At 35.5% G+C, this 21,297-nt stretch carries 19 protein-coding genes; 13 read left to right on the forward strand and 6 right to left on the reverse strand.

The window, feature by feature from the left end:
• Positions 1-82 precede the first annotated feature (82 nt).
• A complete protein-coding gene (locus ACNQGH_RS17390) occupies positions 83-817 on the reverse strand; it encodes an SIMPL domain-containing protein (protein ID WP_417957284.1) in 735 nt (244 codons plus the stop codon).
• Between the two features lie 181 nt (positions 818-998).
• On the opposite strand from ACNQGH_RS17390, the gene kynU reads away from it, so the two are divergent.
• From kynU to ACNQGH_RS17410, 4 genes are all read left to right on the forward strand, one after another.
• Positions 999-2,294 carry a kynureninase gene (gene kynU, locus ACNQGH_RS17395; RefSeq protein ID WP_417957285.1) on the forward strand — a complete coding sequence of 432 codons (1,296 nt, stop codon included), beginning with the start codon at positions 999-1,001 and terminating at the stop codon, positions 2,292-2,294.
• 80 nt (positions 2,295-2,374) lie between these two features.
• Positions 2,375-2,821 carry a glycine zipper family protein gene (locus ACNQGH_RS17400; protein ID WP_417957286.1) on the forward strand — a complete coding sequence of 149 codons (447 nt, stop codon included), beginning with the start codon at positions 2,375-2,377 and terminating at the stop codon, positions 2,819-2,821.
• A gap of 567 nt (positions 2,822-3,388) precedes the next feature.
• A complete protein-coding gene (locus ACNQGH_RS17405) occupies positions 3,389-5,779 on the forward strand; it encodes a penicillin acylase family protein (RefSeq protein WP_417957287.1) in 2,391 nt (796 codons plus the stop codon).
• A gap of 62 nt (positions 5,780-5,841) precedes the next feature.
• The gene (locus ACNQGH_RS17410; protein WP_417957288.1) at positions 5,842-7,179 is read left to right on the forward strand and encodes an FAD-dependent oxidoreductase; all 1,338 of its coding nucleotides are present in this window, start codon (positions 5,842-5,844) and stop codon (positions 7,177-7,179) included.
• 91 nt (positions 7,180-7,270) lie between these two features.
• Here the strand turns inward: ACNQGH_RS17410 and ACNQGH_RS17415 are convergent, their stop codons facing one another.
• Entirely contained in the window at positions 7,271-7,633 is a 363-nt protein-coding gene (locus tag ACNQGH_RS17415; protein ID WP_417957289.1) for a cupin domain-containing protein, read from the reverse strand.
• Between the two features lie 60 nt (positions 7,634-7,693).
• On the reverse strand, positions 7,694-9,214 hold the full coding sequence (locus ACNQGH_RS17420; protein WP_417957290.1) for a helicase HerA-like domain-containing protein: 1,521 nt from the start codon (positions 9,212-9,214) through the stop codon (positions 7,694-7,696).
• Between the two features lie 374 nt (positions 9,215-9,588).
• Between ACNQGH_RS17420 and ACNQGH_RS17425 the strand changes: the two genes are divergently transcribed.
• The 7 genes from ACNQGH_RS17425 to ACNQGH_RS17455 all read left to right on the forward strand — a co-directional run bounded on the left by ACNQGH_RS17425 (position 9,589) and on the right by ACNQGH_RS17455 (position 16,233).
• Positions 9,589-10,407: a MotA/TolQ/ExbB proton channel family protein gene (locus ACNQGH_RS17425; protein WP_417957291.1), complete on the forward strand. Its 819-nt coding sequence runs from the start codon at positions 9,589-9,591 to the stop codon at positions 10,405-10,407.
• Between the two features lie 76 nt (positions 10,408-10,483).
• Positions 10,484-11,095, forward strand: a complete 612-nt coding sequence (locus ACNQGH_RS17430) for an ExbD/TolR family protein (RefSeq protein WP_417957292.1) — start codon at positions 10,484-10,486, stop codon at positions 11,093-11,095.
• A 20-nt stretch (positions 11,096-11,115) separates the two neighbouring features.
• Complete coding sequence (locus ACNQGH_RS17435; RefSeq protein ID WP_417957293.1) at positions 11,116-11,667, forward strand: ExbD/TolR family protein; 552 nt, start codon at positions 11,116-11,118, stop codon at positions 11,665-11,667.
• A 39-nt stretch (positions 11,668-11,706) separates the two neighbouring features.
• On the forward strand, positions 11,707-12,501 hold the full coding sequence (locus ACNQGH_RS17440) for an energy transducer TonB (protein ID WP_417957294.1): 795 nt from the start codon (positions 11,707-11,709) through the stop codon (positions 12,499-12,501).
• A 233-nt stretch (positions 12,502-12,734) separates the two neighbouring features.
• Positions 12,735-13,658 (forward strand): PstS family phosphate ABC transporter substrate-binding protein, encoded by a 924-nt coding sequence (locus ACNQGH_RS17445; protein WP_417957295.1) that lies wholly within the window; start codon positions 12,735-12,737, stop codon positions 13,656-13,658.
• Between the two features lie 17 nt (positions 13,659-13,675).
• Positions 13,676-15,346 carry a tetratricopeptide repeat protein gene (locus ACNQGH_RS17450; protein ID WP_417957297.1) on the forward strand — a complete coding sequence of 557 codons (1,671 nt, stop codon included), beginning with the start codon at positions 13,676-13,678 and terminating at the stop codon, positions 15,344-15,346.
• A gap of 254 nt (positions 15,347-15,600) precedes the next feature.
• On the forward strand, positions 15,601-16,233 hold the full coding sequence (locus ACNQGH_RS17455) for a 7-carboxy-7-deazaguanine synthase QueE (RefSeq protein WP_417957298.1): 633 nt from the start codon (positions 15,601-15,603) through the stop codon (positions 16,231-16,233).
• 127 nt (positions 16,234-16,360) lie between these two features.
• Here the strand turns inward: ACNQGH_RS17455 and ACNQGH_RS17460 are convergent, their stop codons facing one another.
• Together ACNQGH_RS17460 and ACNQGH_RS17465 are read right to left on the reverse strand one after the other, a co-directional pair.
• Positions 16,361-16,903 (reverse strand): YfiT family bacillithiol transferase, encoded by a 543-nt coding sequence (locus ACNQGH_RS17460; protein WP_417957299.1) that lies wholly within the window; start codon positions 16,901-16,903, stop codon positions 16,361-16,363.
• A gap of 25 nt (positions 16,904-16,928) precedes the next feature.
• Positions 16,929-17,636, reverse strand: coding sequence for a class I SAM-dependent methyltransferase (locus ACNQGH_RS17465; RefSeq protein WP_417957300.1), 708 nt, complete (start codon positions 17,634-17,636; stop codon positions 16,929-16,931).
• 92 nt (positions 17,637-17,728) lie between these two features.
• Here ACNQGH_RS17465 and ACNQGH_RS17470 point away from each other — a divergent pair, with 92 nt between their 5' ends.
• A complete protein-coding gene (locus tag ACNQGH_RS17470) occupies positions 17,729-18,223 on the forward strand; it encodes a YkgJ family cysteine cluster protein (protein ID WP_417957301.1) in 495 nt (164 codons plus the stop codon).
• Positions 18,224-18,265: 42 nt separating this feature from the next.
• On the opposite strand, the gene ACNQGH_RS17475 is transcribed toward ACNQGH_RS17470, so the two are convergent.
• Positions 18,266-19,516 (reverse strand): exo-beta-N-acetylmuramidase NamZ family protein, encoded by a 1,251-nt coding sequence (locus tag ACNQGH_RS17475; protein WP_417957302.1) that lies wholly within the window; start codon positions 19,514-19,516, stop codon positions 18,266-18,268.
• Between the two features lie 6 nt (positions 19,517-19,522).
• Here ACNQGH_RS17475 and ACNQGH_RS17480 point away from each other — a divergent pair, with 6 nt between their 5' ends.
• On the forward strand, positions 19,523-20,758 hold the full coding sequence (locus ACNQGH_RS17480; protein ID WP_417957303.1) for an ABC transporter permease: 1,236 nt from the start codon (positions 19,523-19,525) through the stop codon (positions 20,756-20,758).
• Positions 20,759-21,297: the final 539 nt, after the last annotated feature.

A 21,297-nucleotide genomic window follows, 5' to 3' on the forward strand; every position in this document is an offset into this window, starting at 1 on the left:
AAAATCTCGTCACTATCGGCGAGATTTTTTTGTTTTATGACTAACGCGAGAACCTACTTTAGGGACGCACCTGCTTAAAATTCTACTTCACCTGGTAAACTAATTTCACAGTGATATTAGCCGTTTTGTTTTTGGACTGCGTATTAAAAGATCCGCCATAAGAAAAGTCTTCCGATGAATTTTGACCTGTTATTTGGAAAACACCCATGTCCGCTTTTTTTAAAGTTCCAAGAGTTGCGTCCGCATTTTCGGCTATACTTTTAGCTCTAATGCTCGCGTCTTTTGTGGCTTCGGCAATCATTTTTATTTTCAACTCTGCTAATTTGGTGTAATAATATTCAGGAGGATTTGAATAAAATTCGACACCTGAATTAATTAATTCACTGGATTGTCTTGATAGTTCTTCTATTTTATTCACTTCTTTAGCTTGAATGCTCACACTTTGGGTTAAAGTGAATCCTGTAAAAATTTGTTGTTTTGTAGTTCCGTTTTCATTAAAAACAGTTTGAAAATCTTTGTTAAAATTCACTGCCGAAAACACCATTTCAGTCGGAGCAATTCCTTTGCTTGACAAATAGCTTTTTATTTTTTCTCTGTCGGTATCCAGTGAAGCATAAGCTTCTTTCAAAGTGGTGCTTTTTTTTGAGAAGGAGCCGCTCCAAACTATTAAATCCGAAACAAAATCTTTCTTCCCCAAACCGGTCACACTTATAGTATCGTTGCCCTTATTTCGATTTTGAAAAGCATTCGAAAATAAATAAGCTGAAATCACGACTGCCAGCGAAATAATAATAACATTTAAATTGTTTTTAAGCATTTCTAATGGTTTTAAATTCAATCAAATATAACTAAATATCGAATTGATTTTTGATTCGGTATAGTATTCATGAAGTATTTTTTTCGATCCCTAATTTTAACTATTTTATCCGTTGTCAATCGGCTAAAGTCTTTTATCTATCTTTCTTTTTTTACTACTTTTACCAAACAAAATACAAACGATGACTTTCGAAAACACCCTTGAATTTGCAAAAGAACTCGATTCGCAAGATCAATTATATAAATATCAAAATGAATTTATATTTCCTCAGGTAAATGGGGAAAAGGTAATTTATTTTACAGGGAATTCATTGGGATTGCAGCCTAAACGTACTAAAGCTTATGTAGATGAGGTTATGGATGACTGGGCAAACCTTGGTGTAGAGGGGCATTTCTATGCCGAAAAACCGTGGTGGGATTATCAAGAACGATTTGCAAATCCTTTGAGTAAAATTGTTGGGGCCTTGCCAAGTGAAGTAACTGTCATGAACACGCTAACAGTCAATCTTCATTTGCTGATGGTTTCCTTTTACCGACCTACAAAAATCAGATATAAAATCATTTGTGAGGAAAAAGCATTTCCGTCGGATCAATATATGTTTCAAAGTCAAGTGCATTTTCACGGGAACAGGCCCGAAGACGCTATTGTTGAGATCAAGCGTCGTGAGGGAGAACATAACATACGTCTGGAAGACGTTTTGGCCAAAATTGACGAAGTAGGCGAGGAGTTGGCTTTGGTTTTATTAGGCGGTGTGAATTACTATACGGGGCAGGTTTTTGATATGAAAACCATAACTGCCGCTGGTCATAAAACGGGTGCTGCTGTGGGTTGGGATTTGGCCCACGCTGCAGGAAATGTAAAATTAGAATTGCACGACTGGAATGTAGATTTTGCTGCCTGGTGCAGTTATAAATATATGAATTCGGGACCTGGAAATGCTTCAGGCTGTTTTATTCATGAAAAGCACCACAACAATCCGGACTTGCCAAGATTTGCCGGTTGGTGGGGACACAATAAAGAACGTCGTTTCAAGATGGAGCAAACTTTCGATCCCATTCATAGTGCCGATGGCTGGCAAATAAGCAATTTACCGGTACTTTCTTTGGCTCCTTATCTGGCTTCAGTAGAAATGTTTGATGAAATAGGAATGGAGGCGCTGATTCAAAAAAGAGATAGAATTACTTCCTATCTAGAGTTTGTTCTTCACGCAATAGATAAAGAAGTCGATAGTAGCTTTGAAATAATTACACCGTCAAATCCATCCGAAAGAGCTTCACAATTATCAGTACTGCTTCATGGAGAAGGGCGTAGTTTGTTTGACTATCTTATGCAAAACGGCGTGATAACGGATTGGCGTGAACCAAATGTTATTCGTTTGGCTCCAGTTCCATTATATACTTCGTTTGAGGATATGTATCACTTTGGACAAATACTAAAAAAGGGGATTCTGGGGGATGCTTCGAATGAAATTATATAAGAAATAGTTTTAATTCTATAACCTTAATTGACAGGTTTGACTGTTTCTTTGTAGTATTACAAATTATAAAATTTAAAATTATGAAGGCACTATATTTTATCCTATTATCCTTAGTTGTTGTTTCTTGCCAAAATCAGGGAAAGATGGAAATTCAAAAAGCCAAGCAGGCTACCGTGGATTCCATGAAACAAGCTAATGTAGATTCCATGAATGTTGAATTTGAAAAACAAAAGGTTGTTGATTCAATGCAAATTGAAATGGCTAAAGTTGAAGAAGCCAACATAGAAACGAGAAAAGAAGTTGTTGTTGTCAATCATCAGGCAGCTGCTACCACAACGACAACAGCCACAAAAAAGAAAGGTTGGAGCGGAGCCGCAAAAGGAGCCGTTATTGGTGCTGGAGTAGGAGCCGTTACCGGAGCGATTATCAGTAAGAAAAAAGGTCAGGGCGCTATAATTGGAGGTTTGGCAGGAGCAGGAGTAGGTGCCGGAACCGGAGCTATTATTGACGGAAGCAAAAAGGAGTAAAAAAAATTTTTTTTCTTAATATAAGAAGAGTGTTTAAGTTCGAATCGAATTTAGACACTCTTTTTAATTTAGGGCTATTGCAGTTATCAAATCCACTGTTCCAATACTGGCATCGGTTTTGACTTTTGATTTTACAGTTGGGTAAAAATTGCTCATGTTGGGATAAAAAGCTGCCAATTTCTGAAATAGGAGTTTTTCATGATCAATCTCCTAATGCATTTCGGCCATTCTATATTAAATACTTTAGCATTGCCCTTAAGTCATATGGGTAATAAATTCAGTAGTTCGCGAGTCTTAACCGAAGGTATCTCATTTTTATTTTTATAAAATGAGGAGTCATGGACTTTCTTTAGGGGCCGATTAAAAACGATCTGCTAATGTGGGTATGCAATACCTGTCGATTCCATTTGGTGTCACAATATTTCCTTTGTCGATTTGACGGTCATTCTTATGTTTCAATTCTTACGCTCTTCCCCGAAAACAAATTTTAGGGTGTAAATCAATGAAAAATAAATAGTTTAAAATAACTTTCAAATCATATATATTTGTTTATAAATTGATGCAAAGATGAAAAAACTTAAAAAAGTCCTTCTCGTTTTATTTTCGCTTGTAGTGCTGATAGCAATAGCTTTAATTGTTTATGGGTTTTATTTAAGACCTAAATATGAAGGTAAAGTAAAACTGAATAACATCCAGAAAGAGACTACGGTTTATTTTGATGAATTTGGAGTTCCTCATATTTATGCCAACAGTTCAAAAGATGCTATGGAAGCCTTGGGTTATGTACATGCACAAGACAGATTGTGGCAAATGGAATTGATGCGGCGCATTGCTCCGGGACGATTGTCGGAGATTTTTGGTTCAGTTGCATTGAAAAACGATAAATTTTTTGCAGGACTCGGAATCGAAGAAGCTTCTGCCAAAGCGATTGCCGCATTGGATAAAAATGGTGCAAGTTATCAATTGACGATGTCTTATCTGGATGGAATTAATCAATATATAGACGAAGGAAAAACTCCAATAGAATTCACTCTGGTTGGGGTTAAGAAAGAGAAATTCACAATAAAAGATGTTTATAATATTTTTGGATACATGTCTTTTAGTTTTGCAATGGCTCAAAAATCGGATCCGCTATTGACCGATATTAGAAATAAATACGGAATGGCATATTTAAAAGATTTTGGAATTGATGGGTCTTTCAATACTACCCGAATTAAAAATGCCAAAGCATCTCCGCAGGAATATAGCGCTATCGCGAAGTCTATCGCGTCACTTTTAGATCAATCGCCAATTCCTCCATTTGTCGGAAGCAACAGTTGGGTTATTGCCCCAAAGAAAACCAAAAACGGGAAAGTGATTTTTGCGAATGATCCGCATATTGGTTTTTCAGAACCCGGAACTTGGTACGAAGCCCATTTGGTAACACCAGATTTCGAATTGTATGGCTGTTATTTGGCGGGAACCCCTTATCCTTTATTGGGTCACAATCGTGACTATGCGTATGGTTTGACAATGTTTGAAAACGATGATATTGATTTGTACCAAGAAGAGAATAATCCAAACGATGTTACTGCATACAAAACACCAAACGGCTTCAGTGCGTATGAAATGCGTAAAAAAATCATAAAAGTAAAAGACAGTGCTGCTGTGATTTTGAATTTAAAAGTGACTCGTCACGGTCCAGTTATGAATGACTTGATCGATGGTTTGAATAAATCCAAGCCCGTTGCTATGTCATGGACTTACACCCAACAACCGATTCAGATTCTCGAAGCCGTTTACCTGCTTTCACACGCTAAAAGTAAAGCGGATTTTCATAAAGGAGTCGCTTTAATTGCTGCCCCGGGATTGAATGTGATGTATGGTGACGCCAAAGGAAATGTGGGTTGGTGGGCAACAGGAAAATTATACAGACACAACAAGGGCGTGAATACTAATTTTATTCTGGATGGGGCCAGCGGTAAAGACGATATTACTGAATATTTGGACTTCTCCAAAAACCCTTCGGCGGAGAATCCAAATTGGAATTACGTTTATTCTGCCAATAATCAGCCAGAACCAGTAGACGGGTTTTTGTATCCTGGATATTACCTTCCTGAAGACAGAGCCAAAAGAATCACGCAATTGTTAAATCCAAAATCCAATTGGGACAAAGAAGCAGTAAGTAAAATGATTTTCGATAATACGTCATCTGTTGCGCCAGAAGTGGTTGCGACTTTACTTTCAAGTGTCAATTATAATACGCTTTCTAAAAATGAAAAAGAAGCTATTGATATTCTGAAAATTTGGAGCGGATCCAATAATCTTGGGGATGTAGCACCAACGATTTATAACAAGTGGGTTTATTTGTATTTGAAAAATACTTTTGAAGACGAACTCGGAGAAGTTGGTTTTAAGCATTTTTTGGGGACGCATATTATGAAGCAAATAATTGCAAAACAAATGGTAAATACAACTTCGCTTTGGTGGGACAATATTGTCAGCAAAAATATAAAAGAAACAAGAGATCAAATTCTATCACAATCTTTTAAAGAGGCTATTGTGGCTTTAGATAAACAATTAGGGAATTCGGTTCAGGCATGGACCTGGAATAAAGTACATACTTTAGAACATCAACATCCATTGGGGAAAGTGGCAGCGCTAAGAAAGATTTTCAATGTGGGGCCTTTTGAAGTTTCAGGATCAAATGAGGTAATCAATAATCAAATGTTTGAATTTTCAGAAGATGGTAATTATAAAGTTTCTGCTGGCCCATCAACAAGAAGAATCATTGATTTTTCAGATATAGAAAATTGCTGGAGTATCCTTCCAACGGGACAATCAGGAAATCCATTAAGTGCACATTATCGAGATCAGGCGGAGCTATACAACGCGGGGAAGTACAGAAGGATGAAACTGAACAAAGAGGAGATTGTTAGAACTTCAACAAAATTGGTCTTTATTCCGTATAAAAAGTAATGGTTTTTAAAGTCCTTAAAATAATAAATCAGTAATTTTGCCTAACTTTTTATAAAAAATTAATGCAAACTCCTAAAAAAATAGCGGTTGTAGGTTCCGGATTAGTAGGGTCTTTATTAGCTATTTACCTTCGAAAAGCAGGTCATACGGTTCACGTTTATGATAGAAGTCCGGATATTAGACAAATTCAGTTTTCAGGCCGTTCTATCAATTTAGCCATGTCTAATCGGGGTTGGAAAGCGCTGGACGGAGTTGGGGTGGGAGATGCGGTACGCGAGATCGCAATTCCTATGGATAAACGTGCCATTCATCTTGTGGACAGACTTAATTTTCAAAATTACGGACAGGAAGGGGAGTCTATTTATTCGATTTCGAGAGGAACTTTAAATAGAAAGATGATTGATTTGGCGGAAGCCGCAGGAGCAGAATTCTTTTTTGAGCATAAAATTTGGGATGTAACCTTAGATGATGCGACGCTACATATTGGTGAGACCGAAAGAGGTGCTTGGCAAGACAAAAAATACGACATGGTTTTTGGTGCTGACGGAGCTTTTTCCCGAATTCGCCACCGCATGCAACGCCAAAGCATGTTTGATTATTCCCAGGAATTTTTACCCATTGGATATAAGGAATTAAATATTCCTGCAAACCTTAATGCGACGCATAAATTAGACAAGAATTCTTTTCATATATGGCCCAGGGGAGAATATATGTTGATTGCGTTGCCTAATTTAGATGGAAGTTTTACGTGTACTTTGTTCATGCCGTTTGAAGGCGAGAATTCTTTTGCAGCCTTGAAAAATCAAAAAGACGTGGAAGCTTTTTTTGAAAAAAATTTACCGGATACTATCGATGTAATTCCTAAATTGACCGAAGATTTCTTCAAGAATCCAACCAGTACGCTGGTGACCATGAAATGTTATCCTTGGACTTATGAAGATAAAATTGCCTTGATTGGCGATGCCTGTCATGCAATTGTGCCTTTTTATGGACAAGGAATGAATGCAGGCTTTGAAGATATTTCTATACTTTATGAAATGATTGAAAAGTATGGTGACGACTGGAAAACCATTTTTTCTGAGTATCAAAAATCGCGTAAACCAAATGCGGATGCAATTGCGGAACTTTCCTACCGTAATTTTATGGAAATGAGTTCCAAAACAGCTGATGAAAAATTCCTGTTGCAAAAGAAAATTGAAAAATCATTTTCGGACAAGCATCCTGATAAATGGATTCCTCTTTATAGTCGTGTTACATTTAGTGATCGCCCTTATGCCGAAGCTTTGGCTATCGGGGATTACCAAAATGCCATTATGGAGGAAGTCCTGAAAATGGATGATATTGAAAACATTTGGAATAGCGAAGCGGTAGAGAATAAAATATTGGAATTGCTGCAATAGTTTTCGGGTATTTACTTCGTTATTTCACTCTTCAGGTATTCGCTTCCATCCATAAAAAATAAGCTGGGATTTTTGCCGTTATCTGGACTGTTTATTCCTCACGGTGCACTTTTGTAAAATCGAAAGCAGGTTTGCAAATGGCAATATATTCGCAAGGTTCATCAAAGGGATTAGCATATTGTACCCGAGTATTTTTCTCGATTTTTATCGATTGACCGGCTTCAAGGATTACAATTTCATCTTCAATGATAAATTGCTTTTTCCCTTTTATAATATAGGTGTATTCTTCAAATTCGGGTGTTTGAAAGGGTTCACTCCACTGCGGCGGTGCAATCATGTGTGCGATTGATATTTCAGGATTGTTTGTGGCTGCAATTCCGTGATGCTCTTCAATTACTTTGCCATCGGTTGTTGGAACTACAAATGGTGTTTTTTGAATAAAATATTTTTTCATTTTCGAACTAATTTTTGAAATACCCTTAAAGAAATTTAATTCTAAAAGGGTAAGTAGTATTTATTTTTTGAACATTTTTGTTAAGATGCCAAAAGCACCTCTTATAAAAGTGGCACTGGTCAATACTTTTAAAACCGATTTCCCTACAACGCTTGCGGTACTTGGCCCGCTGTTTTCTTCTTTTTCAGTTGCTTTTTCTTGTTGTTGCGCCGCAACTTCCTGTTCGACAACGGCAATTTTTTTATTAAGCATTTCATATGCACTTTCACGATCGATGAGTTCGCTGTATTTTTTTACCAGTTTTGATTTAGAATTAATCTCCTGAATTTCGCTTTCGGTCAAAATGTCCATTCTGCTCGTAGGAGCACGCATCATGGTAGCTGCAAGAGGTGTTGGAATTCCTTTTTCGTTCAGTGCGGTAACTAAGGCTTCGCCAATTCCAAGACTGGTAAGGACTTCATCGGTTTTATAATAGTCAGAGGTAGGATAATTGTCGGCCGTTTGTTTTATTGCCTGTCTGTCATTTGCAGTAAAAGCTCTTAAGGCATGTTGTATTTTTAAACCTAATTGTGCCAGAACACCACTTGGAATGTCCATAGGGTTTTGGGTAATAAAATAAATTCCAATTCCTTTAGAACGAATTAGTTTTATGATTGTTTCTATCTGTTCTAATAATGTTTTACTGGCTTCATTAAAAATTAAATGAGCTTCATCAATAAAAATCACTAATTCAGGTTGATCGACATCACCTTTTTCAGGCATTTGTTGGTAGATCTCGGCCAATAAACTTAGCATAAATGTTGAAAACAATTTTGGCTTGTCCTGAATATCAGTCAAACGAAGGATGTTAACATATCCTTTGCCATTTTCATCCATTCGCATTAAATCATTAATATCAAAAGACATTTCTCCAAAAAACAAGTCGGCTCCCTGCTGTTCCAATTCAACTATTTTTCTAAGAATAATTCCGGTTGTTGAAGTAGAAATTTTACCATAATCAGCTGAAATCTCTTCTTTTCCTTCTTCAGTAATATAATTGATTACTTTTTTGATGTCTTTAAGATCCAATAGAGGCATTTTGTTGTCATCACAGTATTTAAAAATCACCGCGACTACGCCAGCTTGTGTGTCATTCAATCCTAGTATTCGGGAAAATAGTACGGGTCCAAACTCTGATATTGTTGCGCGAAGGCGAACTCCATTTTGTTCAGACAGGGTCAATAGCTCTACGGGAAAACTTGAAACATGGTAGGGGATGTTAATTTTTGCATGTCGTTCAGTAATGAAGGGTTTTTCTTCCCCTTCTTTTGCAATGCCGCTAAAATCACCTTTTATATCCATCATCAATACCGGAATCCCAAAGGAAGATAATTGTTCGGAAAGCACCTGAATCGTTTTGGTTTTTCCGGTTCCAGTTGCTCCGGCAATCAATCCATGGCGGTTCAGGGTTTTTAATGGTATTTTTACATGGGCATCAGTCAAAGCTTCCCCATCAAGCATAGCTCCCCCCAAAATAATGCTTTCTCCTTTAGAAATATAGCCATTCGTAATGTCTCGTATAAAATCTTCTTTTCTGCTCATAATAGGGTTGAATTTAAAACATTTTTAAGGTATTAATTTTTATAATACGTATTAATAAAGTGTTAACTGCAGTTTTCCTGCTTTTTTATTGTTAATAATAAAAAAAAATATTTTTAACTGTTTCAATCTAGATATTGAAATATTGTCTTGATATATCATAAAAACATATATTTTTTTCTACAAAACAGCCAATTAGTCTACTAATTCTGATATAAATGTAAATTTTGAATTAGCGAATATTTTTTGCGAATAAAATTAATTATAATAAAATTAAAAAAAGTTTTTTTATTTAAACTAAAAATATAAATTTGCTCCACTACAAGTTTATTATAACTAAAAGATTAAATTATTTAAAACTATTAAAATTAAAAAAAATGGCAAACGTTAAAAAAGAAAACGGTTCAAAAGGTGGAGGAATGATTTCAGGAATCATTATTGTAGCATGTGTTTTTGTTGGATGGATAGTATGGAATTTTATAATGGGTAATGGTGCTAACTTCGAAGGTGGTGTCAACACAGGTCATCCATTAGCTGGGAATTACTTAGCAATGGTATATAAAGGAGGTCCTATTGTACCTATTTTATTAGGATGTTTATTAATGGTTATTGTATTTTCATTTGAGCGTTTTGCAGTAATTTCAAAAGCAGCTGGTAAAGGAAATCTTGATCAGTTTATGAAAAGCGTTCAAGGGAATATTACTACAGGAGATATTGACGGAGCTATCGCTTTATGTGATAAACAAAAAGGTTCTGTTGCAAACGCAATAAAATCAGCTTTGTTGAAATATCAAGATGTTAAAAAGGAAGGTTTAGATAGCGAAGCTGCTGCTGAAACTATCCATAAAGAAATTGAAGAAGCTACTTCATTAGAAATGCCAATGTTAGAAAAACATATGACTATTCTTTCTACATTAGTATCATTAGGAACTCTTGCAGGTTTGTTAGGGACAGTAACAGGGATGATTAAAGCGTTTGGTGCTTTGGCTGCTGCTGGTACTCCGGATCAAGCTGCGCTTGCAAATGGTATCTCTGAGGCATTGATCAACACTGCTACAGGTATCTCTACTTCAGCATTAGCAATTGTTGCTTACAACTTTTTTACTTCTAAAATTGATACTTTGACTTATTCTATTGATGAGGCAGGTAATACAATTGTAAATACTTACAGACACTACAGAAGTACACAAAAATAATTAATAATTTAGTTTATAGGAAAATAGCAATCTTGCAAAAGAATCTATTTTCTTATAGATATAAAAAAATATATTAATGGCTATAAAAATGTCCAAAAAAGCAGCGTCTATTGATATGACTGCTATGTGTGATGTGGCTTTTCTTTTGCTTACGTTCTTTATTTTGACCGCTACAGCTAAGATTCCAGAAGCATTACCAGTAGATACACCTGCGTCAACAGTTCAGTCGAAGCTACCGGAAACGGATTTAGCAACGATTACTGTTGGAAAAGGAAAGGTATTTTTTGACTTAAAAGGGAGAGAAGTTCGTAAAAGAACCCTTGAATTGATGGGTCAGAAATATGGTGTTGCATTTACAGAGGATGAATCATCAAAATTTGCTTTAATGGAAGGGATTGGAGTGCCAATTTCAAATTTAAAGCAACTTATTGCGATGAAAACTGCAGAGCGAAGTAAAGAAGGTTTACAACCTGGCGTTCCTAAAGATTCACTTGATAACCAATTGAAAGAATGGATTTACAATGCGCGTATCGCTAATATTGAGGTCGATGACAAAGAATTGCAATTTGCTATAAAAGGGGATGCAAAGGAAGAATATCCAGCTATCAAAAAGGTGATGGATATTTTACAAGAGCAAAAAATCAATAGCTTCAATCTAGTTACTGGTTTGAGAGCAAAAGATAAATAACTAAAAAAAAATACACTAAAATGGCTGAATTAAATACCGGCGACGGTGGAGGCAAAAAAGGTAGTGGAAAAGTAAGAAGTAAAAAATCCGGATCAAAAGTAGATTTAACTGCTATGGTGGATTTGGCATTCTTATTGATTACTTTCTTTATGCTTACTACTACGTTGTCTAAACCGCAATCGATGCCTTTGGGTTTGCCAGATAAAGAAGACGATAAAACGAAGGATAAGCCAATTAAAGTTGATGAAAACCGAACTATGACTGTATTATTAGGTGCTAATAATAAAATGACATATTATATGGGTTTATTGGCAACTCCAATTGCTGGTCCTAAGGAGATTTCTTATGGTAAAGAAGGTATTCGTAAAGAATTATTGAAGAGAAAAAAATCAGTTTTAGAATATACAGGTAAAAAAGATAAAGGGATGATTGTAATTATCAAACCAAGTAAAAAATCAAATTACCGTAATTTAGTAGATATTCTAGATGAAATGGCGATTGTTGACGTTCCAACTTATGCAATTGTAAATGATTTTAGTCCTGAGGAACAAAAATTGTTAGAAGGTAAATAAGATTTATCTTATTACTTGATAAACTAATAACTAAGAAAAATGAAATTAGATATATTTACAAACCAATGGCTTGAAATTGTATTCGAGGGTCGTAATAAGGCCTATGGCGCTTATGAGCTTAGAAAAACAAATACGAAGACTACGGTTAAAGCTCTTGTGCTTGGTGCAATTGTTTTCGCTCTTGCTGTTAGTGCGCCACTTATCATGAGTCTTATTCCTAATAGTTCAGATGATTCTGAAACGTTAGATACTAAAATTACTACGGTAAAGTTGCCACCTAAGAAAGAAGAAGTTAAAAAAGATCTTCCTCCGCCTCCACCACCTCCTCCGAAAGTAGATCAGGTGAAGTTTGTTAAGCCAGTTGTGGCTAAGGCAGAAGAGGTTACTGAAGAGCCACCAAAAATTGTTGAAATAAAAGACAAAAAATTAGGTGCTGAAACTATTAAAGGAGATCCGGATGCTGAATTAACTGTTGAACCAGTTGGTAACGGACCTAGTGCTGTGGTAGAAGAAGACAATCAAATTTATAATACTGCAGGTATCGAGGTTAAACCAGATTTTCCAGGAGGAATGGATAAGTTTTACTCTTATGTTGGTAAAAATTATCAAACTCCGGAAGAAGAAGGTTTAAAAGGTAAAGTTTACGTTACTTTTGTTGTTGAAAAAGATGGTTCATTAACTGATATCAAAGTAATCAGAGATATTGGTTACGGTACAGGAAAAGAAGCTATCCGTGTATTAAACAAATGTCCGAGATGGAATCCTGGAGAGCAAAATGGTAAAAAAGTAAGGGTACTTTATTCTCTTCCAATTACTATTCAATCTGCAGAATAATGTTAAATAACATAGTAAATAATATTAAGAAGAAATCGCTTAAAGAGCGATTTCTTCTTGTTTTAGGAATTTTGTTTTTTCTAGTTTATCTTATTTTAGGTTTATTTATTATCTTTATGAAGAATTTTCCTTTAGCAATCCAGCCTACTTATAGAATTGCGTTTGGGGTTTTGCTTATCGTATACTCTTCTATTAGATTCTTTCGAATTATTAATGATAATAAAAACTAGATTATGAAAAATTATGCTAAACTTCCGTATCTTATTTTTTTTTCCGTAATTGTACTAGTATTTGCTTGTAACCAGGCTAATAGTTCAAAGAATAAAGAAACTATACTGAAAGGTTCTACAACTATTTATGTTGATGAAACGTTAACTCCGATTGTTGAAGATCAAGTAGCTGTATTTGAAAGTAAATATGAAGCTAAAATAAAACTTATCCCGAAATCAGAAGCTGAAACGGTTAATTCTTTGTTTAATGAAAAAGCGGCAATTGCTATTTTGTCAAGAAATTTAACCAATCAGGAATTGAAAATTTTTGATCAGAGAAAAATTATTCCAAAAGTCACAGTTTTTGCTACAGATGCTGTAGCTTTTATTTCTAATAAAAACAGTAACGATACTATTGTAGCGTTAAATGATGTTATTGGTTTTATGCAAGGGAAACCAGTTCCTTCCATTAAAGGATTGGTTTTTGATAATCCGAATTCAAGTACAGTTCGGTATATGAACGCTCTTGCGGGCTTAAAAGCAATACCTGAAAAAGGTGTTTTTTCATTTAAAACTAATGATGAAGTTATTAAATATGTTTCTGAAAATGATGGAATGATCGGGGTGGTAGGAGTCAATTGGCTTTCTCAGCCGATGCCAGGTATGCAGAAATATGTTGATAATGTAAATACTTTAAGTGTAAGAGGCGATAAAAGTGACAAGTCGTACACTCCTTCCCAAAATAATATAGCGGAACGAAAATATCCTTTGGCACGTGATTTGTATATAATCAATTGTCAAGGATATTCAGGTTTAGGAATGGGCTTTGCTTCATTCGTTGCCGGAGATGTTGGACAAAGAATAATTTTAAAATCTGGTTTGCTTCCTGTCCGTATTCCTGGCAGGAATATTAAAATTAGAAAACAAATTGAAAACGATAAAAAATAAATTAACTACAATTAAAGATGAATAAATTTAAAATTTTTAGTGTTGCTTTATTGGCTTCGGTAACCGTAAGTCAAGCTCAAGATTTGAATCAGGCAAAAAAAGCAATTGACGCAGAACAATTCGATAGCGCAAAGTCGATTTTAAAATCGATTATAAAGACTAAACCATCTAATGGGAAAGCGGCTTTTCTTTTGGGGAACATCTATCTTACGCAAAACGTAGCAGATAGCGCTAAAATCTATTTTCAAAAAGGATTAAGTGGTACTGAAGGTGCTAAATTTAATTATATTGGATTAGGTCAATTGGATTTAGACAATGGAAATGTTGCTGCTGCCCAGGCTAATTTTGCTTTGGCTTCCAAAGATGTTAAGAAGAAAGATGTTGAAGAGTATATCTACATTGGGAAAGCTTATATGGCAGCTAACAAACCTGACTACAAAAGTGCACTATCAATTTTAAGTAGAGCTAAGATTAATAATCCGCAAGATGCACAGCTTTTACTAGAATTAGGAAATGCTTTTTACGGAGATAAAAACCAAAACGAAGCTTATGTTGCCTATCGTGATGCTTTTCAGGCGGATCCTACTTTGATTAGAGCAAAAATGCAATTGGGCGTATTGCTAAAAGGTGCTAAAGCATATACAGAGGCGGTAAAAGCTTATGATAATGTAATCGCAACAAATGCAAACTACGGACCAGTATATCGTGAATTGGCAGAAACATATTATTTGTGGGGAAGAAATGAACCAGCTAAAAGTAAAGAATACCTGCAAAAAGCTTTGAGTTATTATGAGAAATATATGAGTCTTACGGATTATTCTTTGGCTTCTCGTATGCGTCATGCTGACTTTTTAATCTTAGCTGGTGACTACAAGGCATTAGAAGTTGAGGCTAATAAAATGAAAGAATTAGATAAAGTCAATCCTAGAATTTTGCGTTATTTAGGTTTTGCTGCATATGAAAATGGAAATACTGATGTTGCAATTCAATCATTAGAGAGTTTTATTGCAAATCCTACAAATAAAGTACTTGCAGTAGATTATCAATATTTAGGTTTTTCTAAAATTAAAAAAGCAATCGCTGCTGACGGTAAAACAGTAGATCCGACTCTTTTCAATAATGGTATTTTAGATGTTAAGAAGGCGGTTGAAATGGAAATTACAATCACTAATAATTTGGCAGATCTTGGAAAAAAATTGTACGAGCAAAAATTATTCAAAGAAGCAGCTGCGATTTATGAAATTGCAGTTACAAATAAGGAATCCAGAAATTATTTACTTGACAATTTTTATTTAGGAAACTCATTGTATTATGACAATACAAGAAAAGAAGTTGTGAAACCAGATCCTATTGCGTTGCAAAAAGCTGATGTAGCTTTTGGAAATGTTATCGAGGCTTCTCCTTCTACTCAAGATGCTTACATCTTTAGAGCAAGAACGAATAGATTGCTGGAAAAAGATGATATGATGGTAAAATATTATGAAGACTATATCAAAGTTGTTACTGAAAAAGGTGCTGAAGAAATGGAAAAAAAGGCAGTAAAGGCTAAAGTTATTGAAGCTTATAATAATAGTGCTGCAAGTTATGCGAATTCAAACAAGGCGAAAGCTATTGAATACTTTAACAAAACACTTGCGTTAGATCCAACAAATGATTATGCAATAAAATCATTGCAAACTTTGAAATAGACAACGTTTTTTAAATACTAAAACCGATAGCTTCCAAAGAGCTATCGGTTTTTTTGTTTTAGCAACAGTCGTTACTATTCGCCAGTTGATCAGTTTCACTATTCGCTGCATTTTTTTAGGGTGAAAGAAATGCCATACAAGAAGAGGTCGCTTTTGTCGGGCGCAAGGGGTATTGGTAATTTTCAACAAGCATTTCCCAAATATAAAATCAACTCATTTTCTAATTAACTATCTTTGCACTTTAAAATTAAATAATGTTATCAAAAGAAATACAATTAGAAGTCAATAAAGGCGCTATGCTTCCACTGATGGAAGAATTCTATACCATTCAGGGAGAAGGATTTCATACAGGGACTGCAGCGTATTTTATTAGAATTGGCGGATGTGATGTAGGTTGTCATTGGTGTGATGTTAAAGAGAGTTGGAATGCTGAATTACATCCTCCTACTGCGCTTGATTTGATTGTTTCAAATGCAAGCAAGTATTCAGAAACTGTTGTCGTTACTGGTGGAGAACCTCTAATGTGGGATATGAGCTTACTAACTCAAAAACTTAAAGAAAACAACAGAAAAGTTCATATAGAAACTTCAGGGGCCTATCCATTAACGGGAGTTTGGGATTGGATTTGTTTATCACCAAAGAAAAATAAATTACCAACACAGACTGTTTATGATAATGCACATGAGTTGAAAGTAATCATTTACAATAAACATGATTTTATTTTTGCCGAAGAGCAAGCTGAAAAAGTTAATGCTAATGCCATTTTATTTCTTCAACCAGAATGGAGTAAAAAAGAAGAGATGACCCCATTGATTGTAGATTATGTAATGAATAATCCAAAATGGCGTGTTTCTCTTCAAACACACAAATATTTAAATATCCCTTAAAACTTAAAACCCCAAACTGCAGATTTTGCAGTTTGGGGTTTTAAGTTAATTAGAATTGATGGCCAATTTTCAGGAAGGGGATGGCTTGCAATTCGGGTCACGAACGAAGTAGACAGCCACTAAAACTCTACCAGCCTTTTTGTTTTTTCAATTCGGTGATGTGTGCTAAGTGGTGGTTTCCGTGCCAGGCATAAGTTCCAATTATTTCTTTCAATTGAAATGAGGTGTTGTGCTCGGGATGTATAAATGATTTTTCTAAGTCCGCTTGAGAAAGATGATTCATTAAATAAGCTAAACGATAGTGTAAACCTTCCAGGAAAGAAAGAGTAGGTTGGATTGGCATTGTTATATTGTCATGCAATGCTGCCCAACGGTCTTCATAATAGGGTTTTATTACTGGTTTGTCTTCGGTCAGTGTCCATTTGATTCTTATAAAACAATTCATATGGCTATCAGCACAATGATGTATTACCTGACGAATCGTCCAGCCATCCTGGCGATAGGGTGTGTCGAGTTGTTCCTCAGTTAGATGACTCACTTCTTTTTTTAGTCGTTCTGGAAAACTAGCGATTGCTGCTATTTTAGTAGTGAGGTACTCGCTTGAATAGCTTTCTGGGGCCATGAATTTTCCAATAGGATAACGTAATTTTTCCAATGCTGAATTTTCCATAAATTAATTAGTGTTACTGTGTTTTTTAAATTGAAAGTTTCGCTAAATAATCAAAATGCTCCCCTTCAAGGATCAACTCACATTGAAGTCCATTATCTAAAGCAGCATTTTGCAAAGTATTATAATCAATAAACATCCAGTCAAATGGTTTTTCTTTTTCGCCTTTGTATGAAATGTTAAAAACGATTTCTCCGTAATATTCATTTTGGGAGGGAATCCACTTTCCGCCGTCTTCATCATCGTCAAACATATAAATTATATCAGAACTATCCAATAGAATTTGTCCGCCAGGATTCAATAATGATTTTAGCTTTAAAAGGAACGTTGGTATGTTTTTGAGTTTGCCACACATTCCGGCACCATTCATCAAGAGGAGTATGGTGTCGTATTTTTCATTTTCTAAGGTCATCACATCCTGAACTTTTGCTTTTTTAAGTCCACGAAGTGTGCAGGCTTGAATGGCATTCGGTGAAATGTCAATAGAACTTACGTCTAAATTGCGTTCGTTTTGTAAAGATAAACTATGGCTTCCTGCACCGCAACCTACATCCAGAATTTTACCTTTGGCAAGTTGTAACGCTTTTTTTTCCATTTGTGGCATTTCATCGTAAGAACGGAACAAATAGGCAACACTCATTTCGTCTTCTTCGGAGATGGTTGTTTCTGTAATTAAATCCTCCGGTGAATTATTGGTTTGGAAATCAAGTATGGCTTTGCCGAAAAGATCTTTCATTATAGTTGATGTGTTAATTTAGTTATTTGTTGATTTGTTTTAAGTAATTTCGCGGAATGTTTTATCGAATAACCGAATAAACAAATCTACGAATGAACGCTATTTTAAACAATCTTCCTAAAGAAGCCAAAGATAAGCATATCGAAAATAAAAAGTATTTCGATAAGCTGAAAAAGAAGACGCCAAAGAATTTAGATTATGTGATGCAGGATTTACATGATGCCGAATTCAAGAAAACGGATTGTTTAAAGTGTGCTAATTGTTGCAAAACTACAGGGCCTTTATTTACGGACGCCGACATTGAGCGTGTTTCAAAATACCTGCGACAAAAGCCACAACAATTTATTGAACAATACCTTCGCATCGACGAAGATAGGGATTATGTATTGCAAAGTGTACCATGTACTTTTCTCGATAATGAAAATGCCTGCATGATTTATGACGTTAGGCCCAAAGCATGTAGAGAATTCCCGCATACGGATAGAAAAAAGTTTCAACAAATTACAGACCTAACATTGAAAAATGTTGCTATATGTCCGGCAGCTTTTAATATAGTAGAGGAAATGAAGAAAAAACTGCCTCTATAATTAATCTAAAAACAGGTCTTTCGTGTTGTTCCTTTATTTTTTTTAGTAAATCAAATATTTAGCTCTCAATTTTATAAAATCTTCAAGTCCTTTCTTCCAGCTCTGTCTAATTTTCTCTTCCGAAGTTCCAGCTTGAATTTGCTCTTGCAGTTTTTTAGTTCCAGCAAGTTTTACAAAAAAGGGATTGAAGAATTTTGATTTGTCGGTTGTGGTTTGATAGGCTTTAATTAACCACTTTAATTCTAGTTTACGTACTCTTGCATGTGTTGATAAATCTTCTCCATAGCATTCAATGCCATTGTAAACCGGATTTTGTGCGCCTAGATTTGGTTTTGGAATAAAACTGAAACTGCTTTTTGGTAGATAGGGAGAGCCATAAATTTGGAATTGTTTTTCCGTTCCGCGCCCCACACTTACATTCGTTCCCTCAAAAAGGCACAAACTCGCATATAAATTCACGGCTTGATCGTTCGGAAGATTCGGTGAAGGTTTTACAGGTAAGTTATAGTTCATTTTTCGATTATAGTTACTGCAGGGGATGACGGTCAATTTACATTTTACACCGTTCTTCAGCCATTGCTCGCCATTTATCATTTGAGCGTATTCGCCAATTGTCATTCCATGAAGCAAAGGAACGGTATGCATGCCCACAAAACTTGAAAAGGCTTTTTCTAAAATGGGTCCGTCAACAATACTTCCGTTAGGGTTTGGTCTGTCGAGAATTAAAAGCGGAATATTGTTTTCCGCGCAAGCCTCCATAATATAATGCAACGAAGAAATATAAGTATAAAATCGAGCACCCACATCTTGTAAATCAAAAACCAGTATGTCAATACCTGCTAATTGGTCTGATTTTGGTTTTTTGTTGTCGCCATACAATGAAATAATCGGGAGTCCCGTTTTTGAATCCTTTCCATCAATTACATGTTCGCCTGCATCAGCGGTTCCGCGAAAACCGTGTTCGGGTGCGAAAATGGTTTGAATCCTGATGTTTTTTGAAAGGAGGAAATCAGCCAAATGGGTTTTGTTGGATAGAATTCCAGTTTGATTTGTGACAATTCCAATCTTTTTATCCTTTAGCAGAGGAAGGTACTTGTCATAATTATCAGCTCCGGTTTCAATCGCTGTGACAGAATTGGTTTTTATTTCTTGTGAATTGTCTTTTTTCTTTTCTTTCTCTTGTATTTTCCTGGCAGAACAAGCGCTTGAAAAAATAATCAAAACCAAGAATAAAACCGTATTTTTGACCCGAGCGAAAGCAAGCAAACGGAGTAAAACCGAATTAGATACCATATCAAATTGAATTTAGAATATTTCATAGCCAAACGGCTCATAACTGCTAAAGATTATAAAAGTAGCATATCTGCACCAATTATAAAAATTGCAATTTCGGCAATTGCCATTGGAATGATTATGATGATTGTTTCGGTAGCAACAGGAATCGGGCTGCAACAGAAAATACGGGAAAAAGTTGCTGCGTTTAACGGACATATAATTATTTCCAATTATGATAACAATCAATCCGAAGTTACGTTAGTTCCAATTTCTAAAAAACAGGATTTTTATCCAAAGTTCACTACTGTTCCTGGGGTGGACCACATTCAGGCAATCGCCAGTAAAGCAGGAATTATCAGAACGGAAAGCGCTTTTGAGGGGGTCATCTTCAAAGGGGTGGGTAGCGATTATAGGTGGGATAATATAAAGGAGTATTTGGTTTCCGGAAAACTTCCTGATTTTTCAAAAAATGTCAATCAAGAAGTATTGATATCGCAATTTCTTGCAAATAGATTGAATCTAAAAGTAGGCGATTCCTTTAATACATTCTTTATAAAAGAAAGTCAAAACCAATTACCCAACATCCGAAGATTTAAAATCACAGGAATTTTTAACTCTGGTTTTCAGGAATTCGATGCGACCTATGTGATAGGTGACATTCGCCACATACAGCGTATTAATAAATGGACCCCAGATCAAGTAGGTGCTTTCGAAGTTTTCGTAAATGATTTTGATAATATTAAACCAATAGGCGAACAAGTATATGAACAAACATCATCCACACTTGATACTAAAACTATAATTGAAAAATACAGTTACATATTCGAGTGGCTTCAGCTATTCGATTTCAATATCATCGTTATCTTAGTAGTAATGATACTTGTTGCTACCATTAACATGGTCGTTGCGCTTTTAGTGTTAATACTCGAACGAACCCAAATGATAGGGATACTCAAAGCGTTAGGTGCTAATAATTGGTCTGTCCGGAAAATATTTCTCTATAATGCCTTTTACCTTATAGTAAGAGGGTTGTTCTGGGGAAATCTAATAGGGATCTCCTTATTGCTAATCCAGCAGCAATTCGGGATAATCCAGTTGAATCCCGAAAACTATTATGTAAATCAAGCGCCGGTCTATCTAAATTGGGGATACATACTTTTGTTAAATCTACTCACGGTCACCGTTTGTTTTCTGGTATTGCTAATTCCTTCATATATAATAACCAAAATTTCACCAGTCAAAGCCATACGTTTCGATTAAAATACTATTTGGGTATTCCCTATTATAACAAAAGAGGCAATTATCTAGTTTAGGTAGTTGCCTCTTTTTTCATATTGAGCCGGAGGCTGTGGGTTCGGACCCTCGAAAAATCCATTTTACTGTGGACTTTGCGCTACTGTCCGCAGGGCAGCAGGTTAAAATCATTAATCCTGTTGTTTTTCTGAAGGAGTACAGCCTGAATTTATGCGCAGGTTTTGGACTGTTGTCCTTAAAATGGTATTGTTGCATGGATTTTGCCCTTTCGGCACAGGAGAAATCTTTACCAGTCCTTGCGCTTTATTTCATAGCTATATATAGGAGGGAAGTCACTGGCGAAAGTCCTGTGTTTTGTTGGACGAATGATAAGGTCTGCGATCACTATTGTCCAGAACCTGCGCATTAGGTGGATGGGGAAGGGTGGGGTTTAAAAAACTTTGATTTCTAAGAAACGCGTTTTCAGGGAGTTAAACCTTAGATTAAGAAAATGTTAAAAAAAGTGTTTAAAAAAGCTTGAATAACTGAATAAAGGGGTTACTTTT

It is taken from the genome of Flavobacterium kochi (genome assembly GCF_048286715.1).
Taxonomy (GTDB): Bacteria; Bacteroidota; Bacteroidia; order Flavobacteriales; family Flavobacteriaceae; genus Flavobacterium.